General features: G+C 41.7%; 15 protein-coding genes. 10 read left to right on the top strand and 5 right to left on the bottom strand.

Annotated features, from left to right (window positions below):
• Positions 1-12 precede the first annotated feature (12 nt).
• Positions 13-384: a tellurite resistance TerB family protein gene (locus N7U62_RS11025; protein ID WP_264138026.1), complete on the top strand. Its 372-nt coding sequence runs from the start codon at positions 13-15 to the stop codon at positions 382-384.
• A 2-nt stretch (positions 385-386) separates the two neighbouring features.
• Here N7U62_RS11025 and N7U62_RS11020 read toward each other — a convergent pair whose 3' ends face one another.
• The 5 genes from N7U62_RS11020 to N7U62_RS11000 all read right to left on the bottom strand — a co-directional run bounded on the left by N7U62_RS11020 (position 387) and on the right by N7U62_RS11000 (position 9496).
• Positions 387-1796, bottom strand: coding sequence for a TolC family protein (locus tag N7U62_RS11020; protein ID WP_264138025.1), 1410 nt, complete (start codon positions 1794-1796; stop codon positions 387-389).
• On the bottom strand, positions 1793-3154 hold the full coding sequence (locus N7U62_RS11015; protein ID WP_264138024.1) for an HlyD family secretion protein: 1362 nt from the start codon (positions 3152-3154) through the stop codon (positions 1793-1795). The genes N7U62_RS11020 and N7U62_RS11015 overlap by 4 nt, the downstream gene beginning before the upstream one ends.
• Position 3155: 1 nt before the next feature.
• On the bottom strand, positions 3156-4877 hold the full coding sequence (locus N7U62_RS11010; protein ID WP_264138023.1) for a peptidase domain-containing ABC transporter: 1722 nt from the start codon (positions 4875-4877) through the stop codon (positions 3156-3158).
• 5 nt (positions 4878-4882) lie between these two features.
• Positions 4883-5593, bottom strand: coding sequence for a TetR/AcrR family transcriptional regulator (locus tag N7U62_RS11005; protein ID WP_264138022.1), 711 nt, complete (start codon positions 5591-5593; stop codon positions 4883-4885).
• A 93-nt stretch (positions 5594-5686) separates the two neighbouring features.
• Entirely contained in the window at positions 5687-9496 is a 3810-nt protein-coding gene (locus N7U62_RS11000) for a 1-acyl-sn-glycerol-3-phosphate acyltransferase (RefSeq protein ID WP_264138021.1), read from the bottom strand.
• A gap of 159 nt (positions 9497-9655) precedes the next feature.
• On the opposite strand from N7U62_RS11000, the gene flxA reads away from it, so the two are divergent.
• The 9 genes from flxA to N7U62_RS10955 are packed head-to-tail and all read left to right on the top strand — an operon-like array spanning position 9656 to position 16749.
• Positions 9656-11185, top strand: coding sequence for a flexirubin biosynthesis tyrosine ammonia-lyase FlxA (flxA, locus tag N7U62_RS10995; protein ID WP_264138020.1), 1530 nt, complete (start codon positions 9656-9658; stop codon positions 11183-11185).
• On the top strand, positions 11182-11916 hold the full coding sequence (gene flxB / locus N7U62_RS10990; RefSeq protein ID WP_264138019.1) for a flexirubin biosynthesis SDR family reductase FlxB: 735 nt from the start codon (positions 11182-11184) through the stop codon (positions 11914-11916). Before flxA ends, flxB begins: the two co-directional genes overlap by 4 nt.
• A gap of 4 nt (positions 11917-11920) precedes the next feature.
• The gene (locus N7U62_RS10985; protein WP_264138018.1) at positions 11921-13135 is read left to right on the top strand and encodes a beta-ketoacyl-[acyl-carrier-protein] synthase family protein; all 1215 of its coding nucleotides are present in this window, start codon (positions 11921-11923) and stop codon (positions 13133-13135) included.
• Positions 13128-13376, top strand: coding sequence for an acyl carrier protein (locus tag N7U62_RS10980; RefSeq protein WP_264138017.1), 249 nt, complete (start codon positions 13128-13130; stop codon positions 13374-13376). The genes N7U62_RS10985 and N7U62_RS10980 overlap by 8 nt, the downstream gene beginning before the upstream one ends.
• The gene (locus tag N7U62_RS10975) at positions 13376-14242 is read left to right on the top strand and encodes a lysophospholipid acyltransferase family protein (protein WP_264138016.1); all 867 of its coding nucleotides are present in this window, start codon (positions 13376-13378) and stop codon (positions 14240-14242) included. The genes N7U62_RS10980 and N7U62_RS10975 overlap by 1 nt, the downstream gene beginning before the upstream one ends.
• Positions 14239-14670 carry a hotdog family protein gene (locus N7U62_RS10970; RefSeq protein ID WP_264138015.1) on the top strand — a complete coding sequence of 144 codons (432 nt, stop codon included), beginning with the start codon at positions 14239-14241 and terminating at the stop codon, positions 14668-14670. Before N7U62_RS10975 ends, N7U62_RS10970 begins: the two co-directional genes overlap by 4 nt.
• On the top strand, positions 14670-15098 hold the full coding sequence (locus N7U62_RS10965) for an acyl-CoA thioesterase (protein ID WP_264138014.1): 429 nt from the start codon (positions 14670-14672) through the stop codon (positions 15096-15098). The genes N7U62_RS10970 and N7U62_RS10965 overlap by 1 nt, the downstream gene beginning before the upstream one ends.
• A complete protein-coding gene (locus tag N7U62_RS10960; RefSeq protein WP_264138013.1) occupies positions 15095-16198 on the top strand; it encodes a beta-ketoacyl synthase N-terminal-like domain-containing protein in 1104 nt (367 codons plus the stop codon). Before N7U62_RS10965 ends, N7U62_RS10960 begins: the two co-directional genes overlap by 4 nt.
• Positions 16192-16749, top strand: coding sequence for a 3-oxoacyl-ACP synthase (locus tag N7U62_RS10955; RefSeq protein WP_264138012.1), 558 nt, complete (start codon positions 16192-16194; stop codon positions 16747-16749). The genes N7U62_RS10960 and N7U62_RS10955 overlap by 7 nt, the downstream gene beginning before the upstream one ends.
• The last annotated feature ends 4 nt before the right edge of the window (positions 16750-16753 follow it).

The following is a 16753-nucleotide window of genomic DNA, read 5'->3' as shown; positions in this document are numbered from 1 at the left end:
ACACATAGAAAGATGACCACTAAACCCGATGAAATTACCCTTAACGTATTTGGCAAAATACTCTACGCTCTGGCAATGGCGGATGGAGAAGTCCAACAAGAAGAGCTCGACGAATTAGAAAGAATAGTTCAGGAAGACGAATGGGCCAAAGAGATAAAATTGTCTTTTGACTCTGCCATGGAATTGGATATGGATCCACAGATTGTCTTCTTTAAAAATGTGAGAATATTCCAAACTTTAAGTAGGGATGAACACATGCCCTTCTTTTTGGACCTGATGCGTAGAGTCGCTGAGGCCTATGATGGAATCGTTCCTGAAGAACACGACCTTATCCTCAAATTCAGCGGCAAGGTGCCGGGGGAGTATCTGGTAGAAATGGACTGAGATTATTCCTCTGACGACACCACTGATACTTCCTGGTGTAGCACACCTGCGGCCCATTTCAATTCACCAATCGACTGACCATATTTAGCACGCAATTCAATAAGCTTGAGTTCACTTTCAAGCTTTTTGTTTTCGCGGCTATTGAGCAGGAATACTGAACTTTCTCCATTTTCAAATTTGGTTTGCTCGGCTCTCAAGAGTCTCTGGTAGTTGGCCAGAATTTGTTCTTGCTGATCGATCATCTGACGCAGCGTTAATACCTTGTTGTAAGATTGCCTTACCTTATTTAGGGTTTGACGTGTCTTTTCGTCGATCTTATATTCATTTTCCTGAATTTTCAACTTGGTCGCTTGCAGTTTGGCTCTTTCCTTACGGATAAGTAGCGGGAACTCAAATTCGACACCTACTTTATAGTTGTTGTTAAAATAGTTGTTGTATTCATCATCTTGCTGATAGAGCAAAAAGTTGTAGTTGACATCCAATACAGGTTTGATCTGCTCAACGCTCAACTTTCTGTCCAGTTCCAGCATTTCGTTTTTGATGGATAGTTTTTTGAGTTCTGGATGAGCAGCCAGAATTTGGTCCTCGATCTCTACATAATCAGGTGTGGTAAGAGGAGCGGTCGTGGACGGATGGAAATAAGCTATATCCAGACTGTCGGACCATATGTAGTTAGACATGTACAAAGAGCTGTTTTGTAGCGAAAGCTCAGTGTCTCTGTAAGAATTTCTCCATTTCTGAACTTGAATCAGTGTTTCGACAGAGTCAATGGCAGCACTCTCTCCATTGGCTACAGACTGTTTGATTCCATCATAGCGTTCGAGCATCAGTGTCAGACTATTCTCGATCACCGAGTACTTTTGGAAGTATTCGAACCACCACCAGTAGGCATAGTTAGCGTCAAAGAGTAGGTTGTTCATGACCAAAACAGACTCATTGATAAACTGTTGTTCTTCAAAACGGCTTTTTTGAAGGTTGATTTTCCTTGGGTTGTGAATCAATCCCTGACCTAAAGGAACAGAAATCCCTGCGTAGTAAAGGCCGTCTGTGGGTACGTTGTGTTCTGGGTTGAGATAAGTTCCATTGTTTCTTTCATAGCCCGCCTTTAGGTCTACATTGAGAAGCGTAGGCATTTCCAAGTAGCTATTCCATAGACTGTAATAGTCCTTTCCACCATATTCTTTGTTGTTGAATTGGGATTTTAGCTTTGGATCGAATTGTCCTCTGGCCTGTTTCACAGCTAACTCGCCCCGGGCTTGCAACAGTATCGCCTGTTGAGCGACCGGGTGGAAGTCGCCCACCAGTTGGTAAAACTCCTCCAGGGTAAGAGTGTTTCCATCATCCTGAGCCCTTGAGCCAAAGGAGTAGAATGACAGAGCGATGATGACAATATATTTGCTGACTCTCATCATTTTACTTGACCTTTTGCTTTCATTTTTTTCAAATCTTCGTTGGTATAAAAATCTGGAGGGAAGCCATTTAGATTTCGCCAGAGTTCATACCAGATAGGTACGTTTTTCAACAAGGCGATACCATAAGCGCCAGAACCAATGCGTAGAAGTTTTGGCCATTCTGGTGATTCAGGGTCTGGTGCTACCAGTACTCTGAATTCTCCATTGGCTGAAGCAGCCTTGTCATAAGCGACTACCGTTCCTCTGTAAGTACCAAAGGAAAGGTTTGGCCATCCGCTAAATACTAAAGCTGGCCATCCATCGAACTGGATTTGAACCTTGCGACCTTCATGGATCAATGGAAGATCTATCGGTCGGATATATAACTGCACGGCCAGGTCATAGTTAGCAGGGATGAAACTAAAGATGGCATCCCCTTCTTTTACCGTTTCGCCGATACCTGTTGTGATTGCTTTGGTCACATAGCCATCTTGAGGAGCTGTGATGTGGTAAAATCCCGATCTTCTGGAATAGTTGGATTGTTGGATCGAAAGTTTGTTGAAGTCACTTACGGCTTCTAGTGATTTGGAAATGGCAGATTGTAAATCAGATTGAGCCTTGGCGATTTTTTCCTGAAATTCTCCTTCGATCGTATTGATGTTCAGTTCCGCATTGATCAACTGATTCTGACTGGTAAACCATTTGTTTTGGTAATAGTTGCTCTTGTTTACAGCCTCTTGAAGCTTTTGTTTTCTGGCTTCCAGTTCGGTCAAAGACTTCAGTCCTTGCTCGTACAATTTCTCTTGACGGGCAAATTGCTTCTGAGCGATATCCAGATTGACCAATGCAGTTTGATATTCTATACTATCAGAATTGACCTTCAACCTGTTTTGATTCAGGTAGTTTTTGGCCTGCTTTAGTTTTAATTTTCTATTGTTTTGAAGTGCGGTAATTTGTCTTCTCAGTGCGTCTGCTTTGTCATCATAAGATTTGACTGAGGCTCCTTTGGCATCAGCTTGATTTTGAGATTTCTGAATCAAGTCAGGATCCAGGTACTCAGATTTCATCTCAGATATAAATATGATCGTATCTCCTTTGCTTACAAATTGACCTTCTCGGACATACCATTTTTCCACTCGTCCTGAGATCACTGAATGAATCTCCTGCTCTCGATTTTCAGGTCGCAAGGTAGTGAGTGTGCCTCTGGCTCTGATATTTTGAGTCCATGGAAAGAATAACAGGATGAATCCTATTAGAAACAATGCGGTGAGTAGGCGAACCAAAGATTTGGATGCCTTGGATTTCATCACATCCTGATAGGAGGATTGATCCTTTAGTATTTCTTCTCTGTCGATCGAATTGTGCGAAATATTAAGCATACTATCTCCTTTTTTGGTTTGAAGGTTTTTGAGTTTTGATATCCACTACTGTTCCTTTTTCCAGGGTTACGATTTTGTCACAGCCATCCATCATGAGTGGGTCGCTGGTCACGGCTAGCAAAGTCCAGGGCTGATCCGGTGAGGTTAAAATCTGACTGATCTGCTTGCGGTCTTCGAACTCTAGTCCCTGTAATGTTTTATCCATCACAATGATTTTTGGTCGTTCGGCTATGGTTCGGGCCAAAATGATTTTTTGTCTTATACTCGAAGAGAGTCCTTGCCCTTCTGGTTGTATCATGGTGTTGAGGCCTTTGGATAAGCCTTTGAAATAGTTATTTAGTCCTACCTTTTCGATGGCCCAAAGAATGTCTTCTATTTCTATCTCCTCTTTTCCTACAGTGATGTTTTCTTCCAGCGTACCAAAGAACAAATCCTGCATGCCTAGATTGTCTCCGATTACAGATCGGAAGCTCATGATGCTAATATTGTTGAGTGGTACTCCATTGAATAATATAGAGCCCTGATAGTGACTGTAAAGTCCTGAAATCAGAGCGATTAGTGTAGACTTACCAGATTCGTTTATCCCAGTGATGGCCACTTTTTCTCCACCTTCGACCTTCAGGTTCAGGTTTTGGATGGCGGGTTTGGTATCTGATGGATATGTGAAACTGAGATCTGACAGTTCCACCGATATTTTCTTTCCTTTGGTGATGGCTTCCAAATCCAACCCTTCGTCACTTTCCATTTCGATATCTGTTACCTGACCTAACTTTTCGATTCCTGTCAGTACATCGTACACTGTTTCCATGCTTAGGATGAGTTTTTCAACTGAACTTAAAACCAAAAGAATGATGATCTCAGATGCTACAAACTGCCCCAGGTTGATCTCCTGGTTGATGACCAGAGCACTACCCAAAATCAATAGACCTGCCGTAATCACGGTTTTGAATCCTACGATGTTTGAAAACTGAAGGATGAGGATGTTGAAGTGTTGCTTTCTGAATTTCAGGTAGTTGCCTACATATTCATTCATTTTCCTAATAGGAAGGTCGGTTTTTCCTGCAAGTTTGAAGGTGCCCATCACACGAGCCAGTTCTTCTAGCCAGTGTGCTACCTGATATTTGTATTTCGATTCGAGAATACTGGTTTTTAGCCCTTTTGGTCCTGTCACTATAAAGATAATGGTAATGAGACCCAGTAGAACGATACCAAAAAATACGAAGAAGGGGTGGTATAGCGAAAGTAGCAGCATCCCAAATACGATCTGCAGTGTAGAACTGGATACATCGATCAGGATTTTAGATAGCCCTTTTTGAATATTTAAAGTATCAAAGAAGCGGTTCATCAACTCCGGCGCATAAAAACTGGAAATGGATTCCATTTTGAATCGTGGGATTCGATAAGCAAACTCGAAGGAGGAGCGAGTGAATATTCTTCGTTGCAAAAGTTCCGTTAATGACAATTGCAAAATTTGAATAATACCGGCAGCAGCTACCCCGACCACTACTATAAATATCAAAATACCTAATGACGCAGAGTATTCTGCACTTATCACAAAACCGATGATTGCCTGAACACCTAATGGCAGGGTCAGGTTGATGAGTCCATTGAAAATGGCATAGGCATAGATGATAAATATCTCACTCTTGTCTAGCGTAAGCATATTGAAAAGCCGCTTGAATGGGGTGAGTTTGCCTTCGTATATGGATTTGTTTCCGTTCATTTTTCTTATGCTTTCTCCGTTGGATTGGTTTTGCTGCTGAGTACTTTAAATGCCAAGTCTTCTATGAAATCACAAACCTGGGTGTTAAGACCTTCTTTTTTGTCCATGGACACATCTGTAATAGATGGTAAGTGCTGTGCAAAAAAAGCCTGTTGATGAGAGGCTTCCAAAATGCTACTGCCCAATGCATGTGGATATTTGTAATCTGGGTCCAATTCAGAAATCACCGTAGCGATTTTGTTACATAGCTTTTTGAACCCTCTGAATAACCCTTGATGATTGTTCTGGTCTACTTGTTTGTTGAGATAAGTCTTGTCGGACTCACTCATCACGATTCTTCGTAGGACTGAGGTTTCTGCACCTGGCAGATTCACTTGCTCTATTGCTGACTGTGATTGACTGATGATTTTTATGATGATTTTCAATTTTTCATCAGGATTGGACAAGTGATGTGTGTTGTAATCAATCTGATACTCCAGCCATGCCCAATACCAATTGGTGAGATAGAGTAGCAGTTTCAGTTTGTTGTCGAAGTAGCGATACACCGAGGCTTCCGTCGACTGAATTTTGGTCGCTAATTTCTTAAAAGTAAAATGTTCGAACCCCAACTCGTCCATCAGCTCGATGCTGGCAGATATAATACTCCTTCCTAGATCTGTTGATTGTGGATCTTTGTTGAAGTACTTTTCCTCTATGACTAGTGAGATATCTAACACATAGCAATACTACAACCGATTTCTCAATGATAGTAATACTATTGATGTTAAAAGTAATGGCTTTTTGACCAACCCGACAATTTTAATCTGGTTTTAATCTCGCTCTAATGCGGTTTTATTGAGAATGAAAAGCATATTAGAAGACTTGTCTGATTGAGGGTCGATACTCAATTCATAGCCATAGTCCTTCGCCCACGTCTCGATCGTCTCCTGACTGATGAAGTGCAGATCCCCATCAGTTTTGTTGAACTTGATGAGCTGAGTAGACCACTTTTCTGATTTTTTGGTCCATTCATGTTTGTCTTCTTGATCTAATACTCCGTCTCTGATCAAAATGAGTCCATTCTCTTTCAATCCCTGATGACAATTGCTCAATAACTGGAGTTGCTTTTCTGGATTTAAATAGTGAAGCACATCTGCCAAAACTATGGCGTCTGCATCTTTGATTTCCAATTCTTCTGCTTTGCCGCTGATGAAGTTGATTTGATCGTTTTTCAAATAACTGTTGGCTGCCAATGCGACTTTTTCTTCGTCATAGTCGAGTCCGATGATTTCTCTATCTTCATTTCTCAACCAGAGGAAATAGCTCAGGTAGCCATAGCCACAGCCGAGATCATAGATTTTTTTTGATCCCGTGCCTATGAGTTGGTGGTAGTTTTCGTAGTTTTTCTTCTCAAACTTCCATTTCACTCTAAAGTACCAGGGCAGAATTGGACTCTTATAATAGAAGCTATAGATCAGCGCTGCATAAGCATGCTGCATACAAAATTCACTTTCCTTGTATTTGTTGAATTCGGACTTGAAGTAAGCAGAAATCTTTTTGGTTCTCTGTCTGTAGCCTTCACCAAATGTCAAATCACCATATTTGATTCGAGGCAAGACGACCGTGTCGCATGGGGCACTTTTGAAGTAGTACTCATGCTTGGGCATTACATATCCATGACCGTAAAGGATGATAGGTGTTATGTCTAGTTTTAATTCTTCGGCCAGATAAAAGGCTCCTTTATGAAATCTTGTGAGCTTCCCGTCTACGGATCGCTTTCCTTCCGGGTAGATTGCGATGCTGTATCCCTTCTCCACCAGTTCCTTCATTTTAGGAATTTCTTCCTCCATGTTTTTGAAAGAGGGGATGTAATCTGCATATCGGATGGCAGGCCCAAAAAGCGGCGATTTGTAAACCCACTCGTTGACTACCAGTACGAGCTTAGGGTGAAGTCTGACAAGTGCCAAGATGTCAAAAAATGAGCTATGATTAGCAATGATGATTGAGGGAGAGGAAAAATCAAGATTTTCCATTCCCACATATCGCTTTTTGGTTTTCCAAAGAATATCTAATTGGAAGCCTGATACGACCTGCAGCACGCGATGGGTCAAATGCTTTTTTCTTTGAGTAGAAAGGGGGCTGATTCTAAGCAGGTAGTTGAGAAATACACTAAATAAACTTCCTAGTATGAACATACCATAACCCCAAGTACTAAAGAGAATATTGCCGATAGAGTAAGGAGGTTTCCCTTTTTCTGTCCTGTTAATAATCAGTAATCTGAACAGCACGGGCTGTATGAAAAAGGTAATCGGGACAATGATAATGATCCCTATCACACTTAATACCGCGATGGACTGCAGAGCCGGATGTTTAGCAAAGATCAGTACTCCTGTGCCTATCACAGTCGATATTGAGGAGAGTATGATTCCTGTTTTGTATTGTCCAATTACCTCCTTGCGGTACTTGTATCTATGAAGCAATCCATCAGTCACGAATATGCTAAAGTCGTCTCCTAAACCGAAGATGAAAGTAGTAAGGATAATATTGATGAAGTTGAATTTGATGTCCAACAAAGCCGCAGTACCCAGCACCCACACCCAACTAAGGATCATCGGGATGAATGAAATTAAAGTCAACTCCAGGTTGCCATATATCAATAGGAAGGCGATGAAAACCGCTGCGCTCGCATAAATCAGAAGGAAGTTGAAATCGTCTTTGACACTTTCTACAATTCGGGCCACTACGCTGGCATTATCTATCACTACTATGCCGGGAGTTTGTGCCAGTTGATCCTTGATGGAGCTACTCTCCTGAATAGGACAAATTAAAGTGCTGAGGATGTTGACTCCTTCGTCTGATCTGACCGTCAGATCACTGAGATTCTGACTTTGATCAATGAATGAATAAATGTCAGCTGAATCGGCATTCTCTTCGATCAGCTGATAGAAGTTTTTGAAATAACCTGGTTTCCAGTTTTGCTCGAGTGCTACTTTCTCAAAGCTGGAAAGGAAAGTGTCTCGTTTACCCTTCCAGTAATCATTCCAGCGTTCAATTCGTTTTTTCTGCTCTTCAGCTGAGATTAAAATAGGAGCAACAGAAAAGAAGTTTTTGATCTTTCCAGACGCATGTAGCGAATCGAGTTTTCGATTCAATCGCTCATTTACATGTTCTGCGCTTTTGTCTTTAGTAGCTCTTGCTAAAATAGTAATGCGCTGTTCTGTTTCTGGATCTATATTTTGGATGGATTGCTCTCTTTCTTGCAGCGATTCGGGATAGTAATTGATCTTACGCAGATCGTTTTCGAACTGTACATCCATACCGAAATAGAGCATCAATGCTGAAAGTGCCAAAAAGCCCAGCATGGTCCATTTGCCTGGAGTGGTTTTTCCAATCTTGATTTTATCAACCCATTTATCCAGTAGATTGTCCGAGGCAAAAGAGATTTTCTTTTCGAAAATTCGAAGGATATATGGCAATCCAGCCAAAATAAAAAACAAGGTGCCTGCTAAACTGAAAGAGGTGAAAAGGCCAAAATCCTTGAGTGTTTTAGAGTCTGCAAAATACAGGGATAGAAAAGCTACAATGGTTGTTCCTCCGCTGATCAAGAGCGGAAACATAATTTCGTTTCTACTTTTGATGGCATCCCCATTCTCCTTGAAATGGGTAAAAAAGTGGAAAGAGTAGTCAGCCACTATCCCAAAAACAATGGCGCTGGCAGCCAGTGCCAATCCAGAAATCTGCCCCTGCAGTAAATAAATAAGTAAAGCAGCTGTTAATACCCCGAACAAACCTGGGACGAGGAAAAAAGCCAAAATAACCCATCTGCGATAGTAATAAATCAAGAGAAGCAAAATGGCAGAGACAGCAATGGATACCGTTACACGTACGTCTTTTTGGATTTGCCGGGCATTGACATCTGCGATCAGGAATGTGCCAAAATAATCCAGTTCAGCATTCGATAGATTGTTGTTCCATTCATTTACAATCTGATCCATCTTTTCAGTAGCCATGCGATTGGCCTCACTGTTGGCAATATCGAAATTGACTCGGGCTTTGATCAACAATTTGCTGCGATCCTTTGATAAGAAATACCCGCCATTTTGAATGATCTCTTCGGTCATTTGCATTTTACTGAACCCCTTAAATGCGAGGTTCGAAAAGCCAAGTGGATCATCGAGGAGTCTTTTTCTCTGGCCAATACCCTCTGGTGAGAGCAGCGTTTTTTTGTTGGCCTGTAGCTTGCTGGCCATTGTTTCAGGCTTTAGCAAGCTGTCTAATTGATTATAGTCCTTCTCCTCCAGGTAGATGGGGAGGTTGTCATAGATCAGGTTGAAAAACTGCTGTGGATCTATGTCATTTTTATACTGAATTGATTCAACCAATTGGCTCTTCTGAAGGATTGATTTCAAAGAGTCAGCTTTCGTTTCTACCTCTTCCAATGAATTAGTAGGGTCTAGTTTCAATGAAAAAACAACCAGGTTCTTTTGTTTGTCCATCCAGGACTGAAGGGTAGAAAAACCTTTTTGATTGGGTAGAGTTTCGTCGAGGTTTTCATTAATTTTCACATTCAGCAATGCGTATAGACCTCCGAAAAAAATACCGAGGATCAAAACGAATATAGGGAGACGGTTGAAGCGCATGAATCTATGCTTGTTCTTAAGGTTTAATCTGTGGCAATATTAAAGGATCGCAGTGGAAATTTCAGAATTGGAAAGGTGAAACTAGGACCTGCCAATTAAATCATTAGATTTGTGGGTTGACAAAAAATATGTTCAAATCGTTGGTAAAATTTACGATAGTTGGGAAGACTTACAATTGAAAAAATAGAAGAAATATTCGATAGAAAAGATAGCTATCGTTTAAGTTCAGAGCAAAAAGAGAAAATTCAAAATTCTTACGATTTTCTTAAAGAGTTTTCTAAAAATAAAGTCATTTATGGGATTAACACAGGATTTGGGCCAATGGCTCAATATCGAATCTCTGATGATAAACTAGAAGAACTTCAATACAATCTGATACATAGCCACTGTAATGGCACGGGAGAATACATCTCCGAAGAGTATGCGCGAATCGTGATGGTTTGCCGCCTCAATACCTTGGCATTAGGGTATTCAGGCTCTAGTCTACAGTACCTGGAAACTTTGGAGAAGTTTTTGGAAAAAGACATCATCTCTTGTATTCCAACCCATGGTGGAGTAGGAGCCAGTGGTGACTTACTTCAATTGGCTCATGTGGCTCACACCTTGATTGGTCACGGGCAGGTTTATTACAAAGGCGAAGTGGTGGATACTGCTGTAGCCCTTAAGGCTGAAGGGATAGAGCCGGCCAAGCTGATGCTGAGAGATGGTCTGGGTGCGATCAATGGTACGTCATGTATGTCCGGGATTGCGGCAGTCAATTTGATCAAAGCGAAGAAGTTGATCGGTTGGGCCATTCATGCTTCCTCTATTATGAATGAGTTGACGTCTTCATACGATGACTCTTTCTCGTCAGAGCTCAACAACTCGAAGCTGCACAAAGGCCAACAAAAAGTGGCCAGTATCATGCGCGACTTGGTGAAGGATGGTAGTGTTCTAAAACAAAGAAATGCTCACCTGTTCAACGAAGAGCATATCGAGGGGCAGGAGTATTTTTCTGAAAAAGTTCAGGAGTACTACTCACTTAGATGTGTGCCGCAAGTGATAGGTCCAGTATTGGAAACCTATGAATATTGTAAGCAAATCGTAGAGGACGAAGTGAATTCAGCAAACGATAATCCTATCATTTGCATGGATACTAAAAATGTCTATCACGGTGGGAATTTCCATGGCGACTATATTGCTCTGGAAATGGATAAATTAAAAATCGCAGTGACCAAACTGACTATGTTGATGGAACGTCAATTGAACTTCCTGATGCATTCTAAATTGAATCAGATATTCCCTCCATTCCTGAATATGGAAAAGTTAGGGTTTAATTTTGGTCTTCAGGGTATGCAATTTACAGCTGTGTCGACAACAGCTGAGAACCAAACCTTGTCCATGCCAATGTATATCCATAGTATTCCAAACAATGGGGACAATCAGGATATCGTGAGTATGGGTACAAATGCGGCAGTGATGACTCAAAAGGTCATAGACAATGCATTTGAGGTGTTGACCATATTGACAATTTCAATTGCACAGGCCATTGATTTGAGCAATAAGATTGATCAAAAGGCCTCATCCACAAGAGAGTTTTACAACTTTGTAAGGGAGATCGTGCCAACTTTGAAACAAGACATTGCGCTTCATCCGCATCAGATGAAGTTGAAGAAAAAATTATTGAACGCAGAAAAGAATTTATTTTGAGAAAGTGTGCATTAGTAACCGGTGGTTCTAGAGGTATAGGTAGAGCAGTGGCTGTGACTTTAGCAGCTGATCTTGGCTTGCATATACTCATCAACTATGCCTCCAATGATAGCGCTGCAGAAGAAACCAAAAAGCAAATAGAAGAAGTAGGAGGTACAGCCGAATTGCTGAAGTTTCAGGTGCAGGATCATGCTGAAGTTGAAAAGACGTTGAGCGACTGGTTGGCCAACAATAAGGAGTCTAAAGTAGAGGTACTTGTAAATAATGCAGGTATTACGAGAGACAACCTCATGGTTTTCATGGAAGAAAAGGATTTTGATGACGTAGTACAGACTAGCCTAAAAGGTATGTATAATGTGACACGTCATTTGCTTCAGCATTTTGTGAGAAATCGCGCTGGGCGAATCATTAATATGGCTTCACTTTCAGGATTGAAAGGGGTGCCAGGTCAAGTCAATTATTCTGCTGCAAAAGGTGGAATGATAGCGGCAACTAAAGCATTGTCTCAAGAATTGGCCAAAAGAAAAATAACTGTTAATGCAGTAGCTCCTGGATTTATCACCAGTGATATGACTCAGGATTTGAATGAGGATGAATTGAAGAAATTGGTACCAATGAATCGTTTTGGTTCGGCTCAGGAAGTAGCCGATCTCGTTTCCTTTCTTGCCTCGCCTAAAGCTAGCTACATTACGGGTGAAGTAATCAATATCAACGGAGGATTGTATTCATAATAATATGAGAGTCGTAATAACAGGATACGGTGTTTATTCCTGCATTGGCAAAAATGTAGATGAAGTAACTGATTCCCTCAGGCAAGGAAAGAGTGGAATAGGACTTGATCTGGAAAGAAGAGAATTTGGCTATCGGTCTTGTTTGACAGGTATCGTGTCAGAACCAGATTTGAAAAAAGACTTACCTAGAAGAGCCCGTTTAGGCATGTCGGAAGAAGCCAAGTATGCCTATGTTTCTACCAAAGAAGCATTAGATATGGCAGGGGTAAGCCAGGATTATTTAGATCAAAATCGTGCGGGAATCCTTTTTGGTAATGATTCTACAGCAGGGGCTGTGATCGATGCAGTAGATGTGATTCGCGAAAAGAAAGATACCATGCTGGTGGGTTCTGGATCGATTTTTCAATCTATGAACTCGACTGTTAATATGAACCTGGCTACCATCTTCAGATTGCGCGGGATCAACTTTACGATTAGTGCTGCCTGTGCTTCAGGTTCGCATGCGATTGGTGTGGGGTATCATATGATTAAGTCTGGACTAGAAGACATGATTATCTGTGGAGGAGCTCAGGAAGTGAATATGTATGCTTTTGGTAGCTTCGATGGTTTGGGCGTGTTCTCTACTCGGGAAGATGATCCAGCTAAATCCTCACGTCCCTTTGATAAGGATAGAGATGGTTTGATCACCAGTGGAGGAGCTGCTACAGTAATCATTGAATCATTGGAATCGGCACAGCGCAGAGGCGCTACCATACTCGGTGAGATTACAGGGTATGGTTTTTCGTCCAACGGCGATCATATTTCTAATCCAAATACCGAAGGTCAGGTAGATTCTATTACCCGTGCACTCAAAATGGCGGGCATCAAGGCAAGCGAGGTGGATTATGTCAATGCGCATGCCACATCCACTCCTAAGGGGGATATGTTTGAGGCTCAGGCTATTCTCGACGTTTTTGGAGGGAAAACTCCAGTGAGTTCTACCAAATCTATGACTGGGCATGAATGCTGGATGGCAGGAGCTAGCGAAATAGTGTACAGTATGATCATGATGCGCAATTCCTTTATCGCTCCAAACATCAATTTTGAGAATCCCGATGAAGTATCCCGAAATCTTAATATTATTGCAGAATCAAAAAAGTCGAATTTGGATACGATAGCTTCTAACTCTTTTGGGTTTGGGGGCACGAATTCAACCCTTATCATTAAGAATTATGACTAGAGAAGAAGTAGTTGAAACGGTGAACGGATTTTTGGCGGAGGAATTTGAAGTGGAGGTGGAATCTCTCGATCCTAACGGTGTGCTTCATGAAACGCTGGATTTGGACAGTCTGGACTATGTGGATTTGGTGGTGGTAATCGAAAGTCATTTTGGTTTTAAAGTGACTGGAGAGGACTTTAAGTCTATTTCTACACTCAATGACTTTTACGATTTCATCGTCAATAAGCACGAGCATGCCTAATGAGCAAATGGACAGGACGTACTAGAGGTACCCTTTTGGGGTACCGTATTATTGTATGGACACTGAAATTTGTAAATATAAAAGCCGCCTACTTATTACTTAGAGGGGTATCTTATTATTACTATCTATTCGGGTCAGCCCCAAAGGAAGCTCTTATTTCATTCTACACAAAGGCATTGAAGTTGTCCAAAAAGGAAGCCAAGCCTATTGTCAGAAATAATTTCCTGAATTTAGCCCAATCCTTGCTAGACAAAATTGCCTTTTCGGCAGGGAACAAGTCTTTGTATAGCTATTCTAACAGTGGTGAAAGCAAACTCATAGAGTTGGCCAATGAAGGTAATGGGCTCATCTTGGTTTCGGGTCACTATGGCAATTGGGATATAGCAGGTCAGTTACTAGATGGGATCAACCGAAAGATCAACATTCTCATGTTTGACAATGAACATGAAAAGATCAAAGATTATCTGGCTAGCCAGGGAGTTCAGAATTACGAAATCATAACACAGAATAACGATCTGGGGCATTTGATCAAAATCTACAATGCGCTCAAAAATGGGGAGGTATTGTGCCTGCATGCAGATCGATTTTTGCCAGGAGCACCTACACTGGATTTAGACTTTTTTGGACAGAAGGCTCTGTTTCCATTAGGACCGTTTCAGTTGATTTCAAAATTGAAATCTCCATTTGCGTTTGTTTTTGCACACAAGAAAAGCGATTTTCACTACTTCTTTTCAGCTCACTTTACCGATGCGGATAGAAAGGACCCCCAAGCCATTGGGCAAAGCTTCGCCGACATTTTGGAACAAAAGGTGAGGGAAAAACCCGATCATTGGTTTAATTACTATAACTTTTTTCATCACGAATGAAAGCACTAATCGACCGAGAAAATATTACCGACTATATACCACAAAAAGCTCCGATCGTCATGATAGACGAGGTGATCAGCTGTGGAGAAAAAGAAATTGTTTCTCGTCTGGAGGTGAGCGAGAATAATATGTTTGTGCTGGATGGGAAATTGACTGAATCAGGACTGATCGAAAATATTGCCCAAACGGCTGCTGCCAAGGTCGGATATGAGTGTCATTTAAGGAATATCCCTGTGCCTGTTGGGTTCATCGGGGGTGTGAGCAAAGTAGAAGTAACTGACCTGCCACCAATCGGCGCACAAATAGAAACCACCGTAACCATAAAGAATGATGTGATGAATGTAACTATTATCTCAGGTAGTAGCAAAGTAGGAAATCAGGATTTGATTTCTTGCGAGATGAAAATCCTCATTCAGCAAGAAGACTAATGGAGTATCTGGAAGTAAGCATATCTGTAAGAGCGAGATTTTCTGAAGTGGATGCCATGGGTGTCGTTTGGCACGGCAACTATTTGAAGTATTTTGAAGATGGCAGAGAAAAACTAGGTGAGAGCATCGGGATGTCCTATATGGATATAGCAAACAATGGGTATTTTGTTCCGATTGTACATGCAGACATCAACTACAAGTCGCCACTTACATTTGGTGAGAACTTGGAGATTAGATGCAGATTGATCAAATCAAGATCCGCCAAACTGATCCATGAATATGAAGTAATCAATCTGGAAAACGGACAGGTAAGCTGTATTGGGAAAACTGAGCAGGTGTTTCTCCATGCCAAATCTAGAGAGTTGGAATTATCCTATCCGGAGTTTTATACCGAATGGATGAATCAAGCAGATTGGAAAGAAGGATGAGTTATATAGGAGCCGAACATATCATCTCTCCGCTGGGAGTAGGTGCCCATGTCAATTTTGCAAAGGCACAGCAGGGCATCTCCGGTTTGAAAAAGCATGAACACTACGATCATGCCCCTTCTAACATTCCTTTTGGTATAATAGAAGATTATAATCTTGAAAAAGGCCTTACCAAATTAGAGTCTCTGGTCCTTCAGAGTTGTCAATACTCCTTATCCAGAATGAATGATTTGGAAGGGAAGTGGTTGATGATATTTTGTACTACGAAAGGTGATGTCGATCGATTAGCAGCCGGATTAAGCAAGGAGGTAAGACCCCAGTTTGTAGCTGAAGTCGTGGCGTCCAAACTGGATATTCAGATGGATATCGAGGTGGTGTCCAATGCTTGTATATCTGGCTTGCTTGGGGTAGTTATGGCCCATGATTATATAGCGACCAACAATTATGACAAGGTAATGGTCATTGGGGCGGATGTGTTCTCTGAATTTACTTGTAGAGGATTCGAGTCCTTTATGGCATTGAGTGACAGGGAATGTAAGCCATTTGATGCCAATAGAAATGGGCTGTCTCTGGGTGAAGCGATTGCTACGGCAGTGGTGACAGGAGATAAAAAAGATTTTATGGCTTGCCCCAAAGAAGTATTAGGTGGAGCGAGTGCCAATGATGCCAACCACATCTCAGGACCCTCCCGTACTGGAGAAGGGCTTTATAGATCCATAACCAAGGCACTAAAGCAGTCGGCTCTGCAAGTGGGACAGATCGATGCGATCTCGGCCCATGGTACGGCTACTCGCTACAATGATGACATGGAGTCCATTGCTTTTCATCGAATGGGGCTAACCAAGCAGCCTGTCAACAGCATGAAAGGCTATTTTGGGCATACACTCGGAGCAGCAGGTCTGCTAGAGCTTGTGATGTGCATGCAATCCATGGATAACAACGAGATGTTGGCTACCAAGGGGTGTGAAAGCCCAGGTACTACAGAAAAAATCAATGTCTTAACAGAAAATAAAGCAATGCAGCTAAATACCATACTAAAGACCACTTCGGGATTTGGGGGATGTAATGCTGCTGCTGTGATAAGAAAGGTTGAATGTTGAAAGCAATTAGTTCTATAGTAATAAAGAAGGACCTCTTCGAAATCAATGGCAAGTCACAGCCATTGCCTGAGAATGATGGTACGCTCAAAGGATTGATGTCGGCATTCTATCATTCATTAAATATGAGCTATCCCAAGTTCCATAAAATGGATAATTTATCTAAGTTAGGAGTAATAGGGGTGGAGCTTCTGAAACAGGAGCACGATCTTGAATCCTATCAAGATGATGCGATCGCCCTTCACTTTCAGAATGCATCGGCCAGTTTGGATACGGACTGGGTTCATCAGCAAAATATCAATGAGGGAAAGGCTGCCAGCCCAGCGAATTTTGTCTACACTTTGCCTAATATTGTGTTGGGTGAAATAGCGATTCGCAACAAGTGGTATGGAGAAAATTTATTCACTCTGGCGGATCAGTTTGATCAGGATCGCTGGATGAAAACCAATCAAGTGCTAGTGGCACAAAATAAGGCTGAAGCCGTGCTGGGAGGCTGGGTGGAAGTCTTGGAAGAAGCGTTTGAGTTAGAGCTATATTTCGTAGCAAAGGAGTAAAAGA

The sequence above is a fragment of the Reichenbachiella ulvae genome (assembly GCF_025833875.1).
GTDB lineage: Bacteria > Bacteroidota > Bacteroidia > Cytophagales > Cyclobacteriaceae > Reichenbachiella > Reichenbachiella ulvae.
The sequence above is the reverse complement of the archived record's forward strand: the minus strand, read 5'-3'. Positions and strand labels throughout refer to the sequence as shown.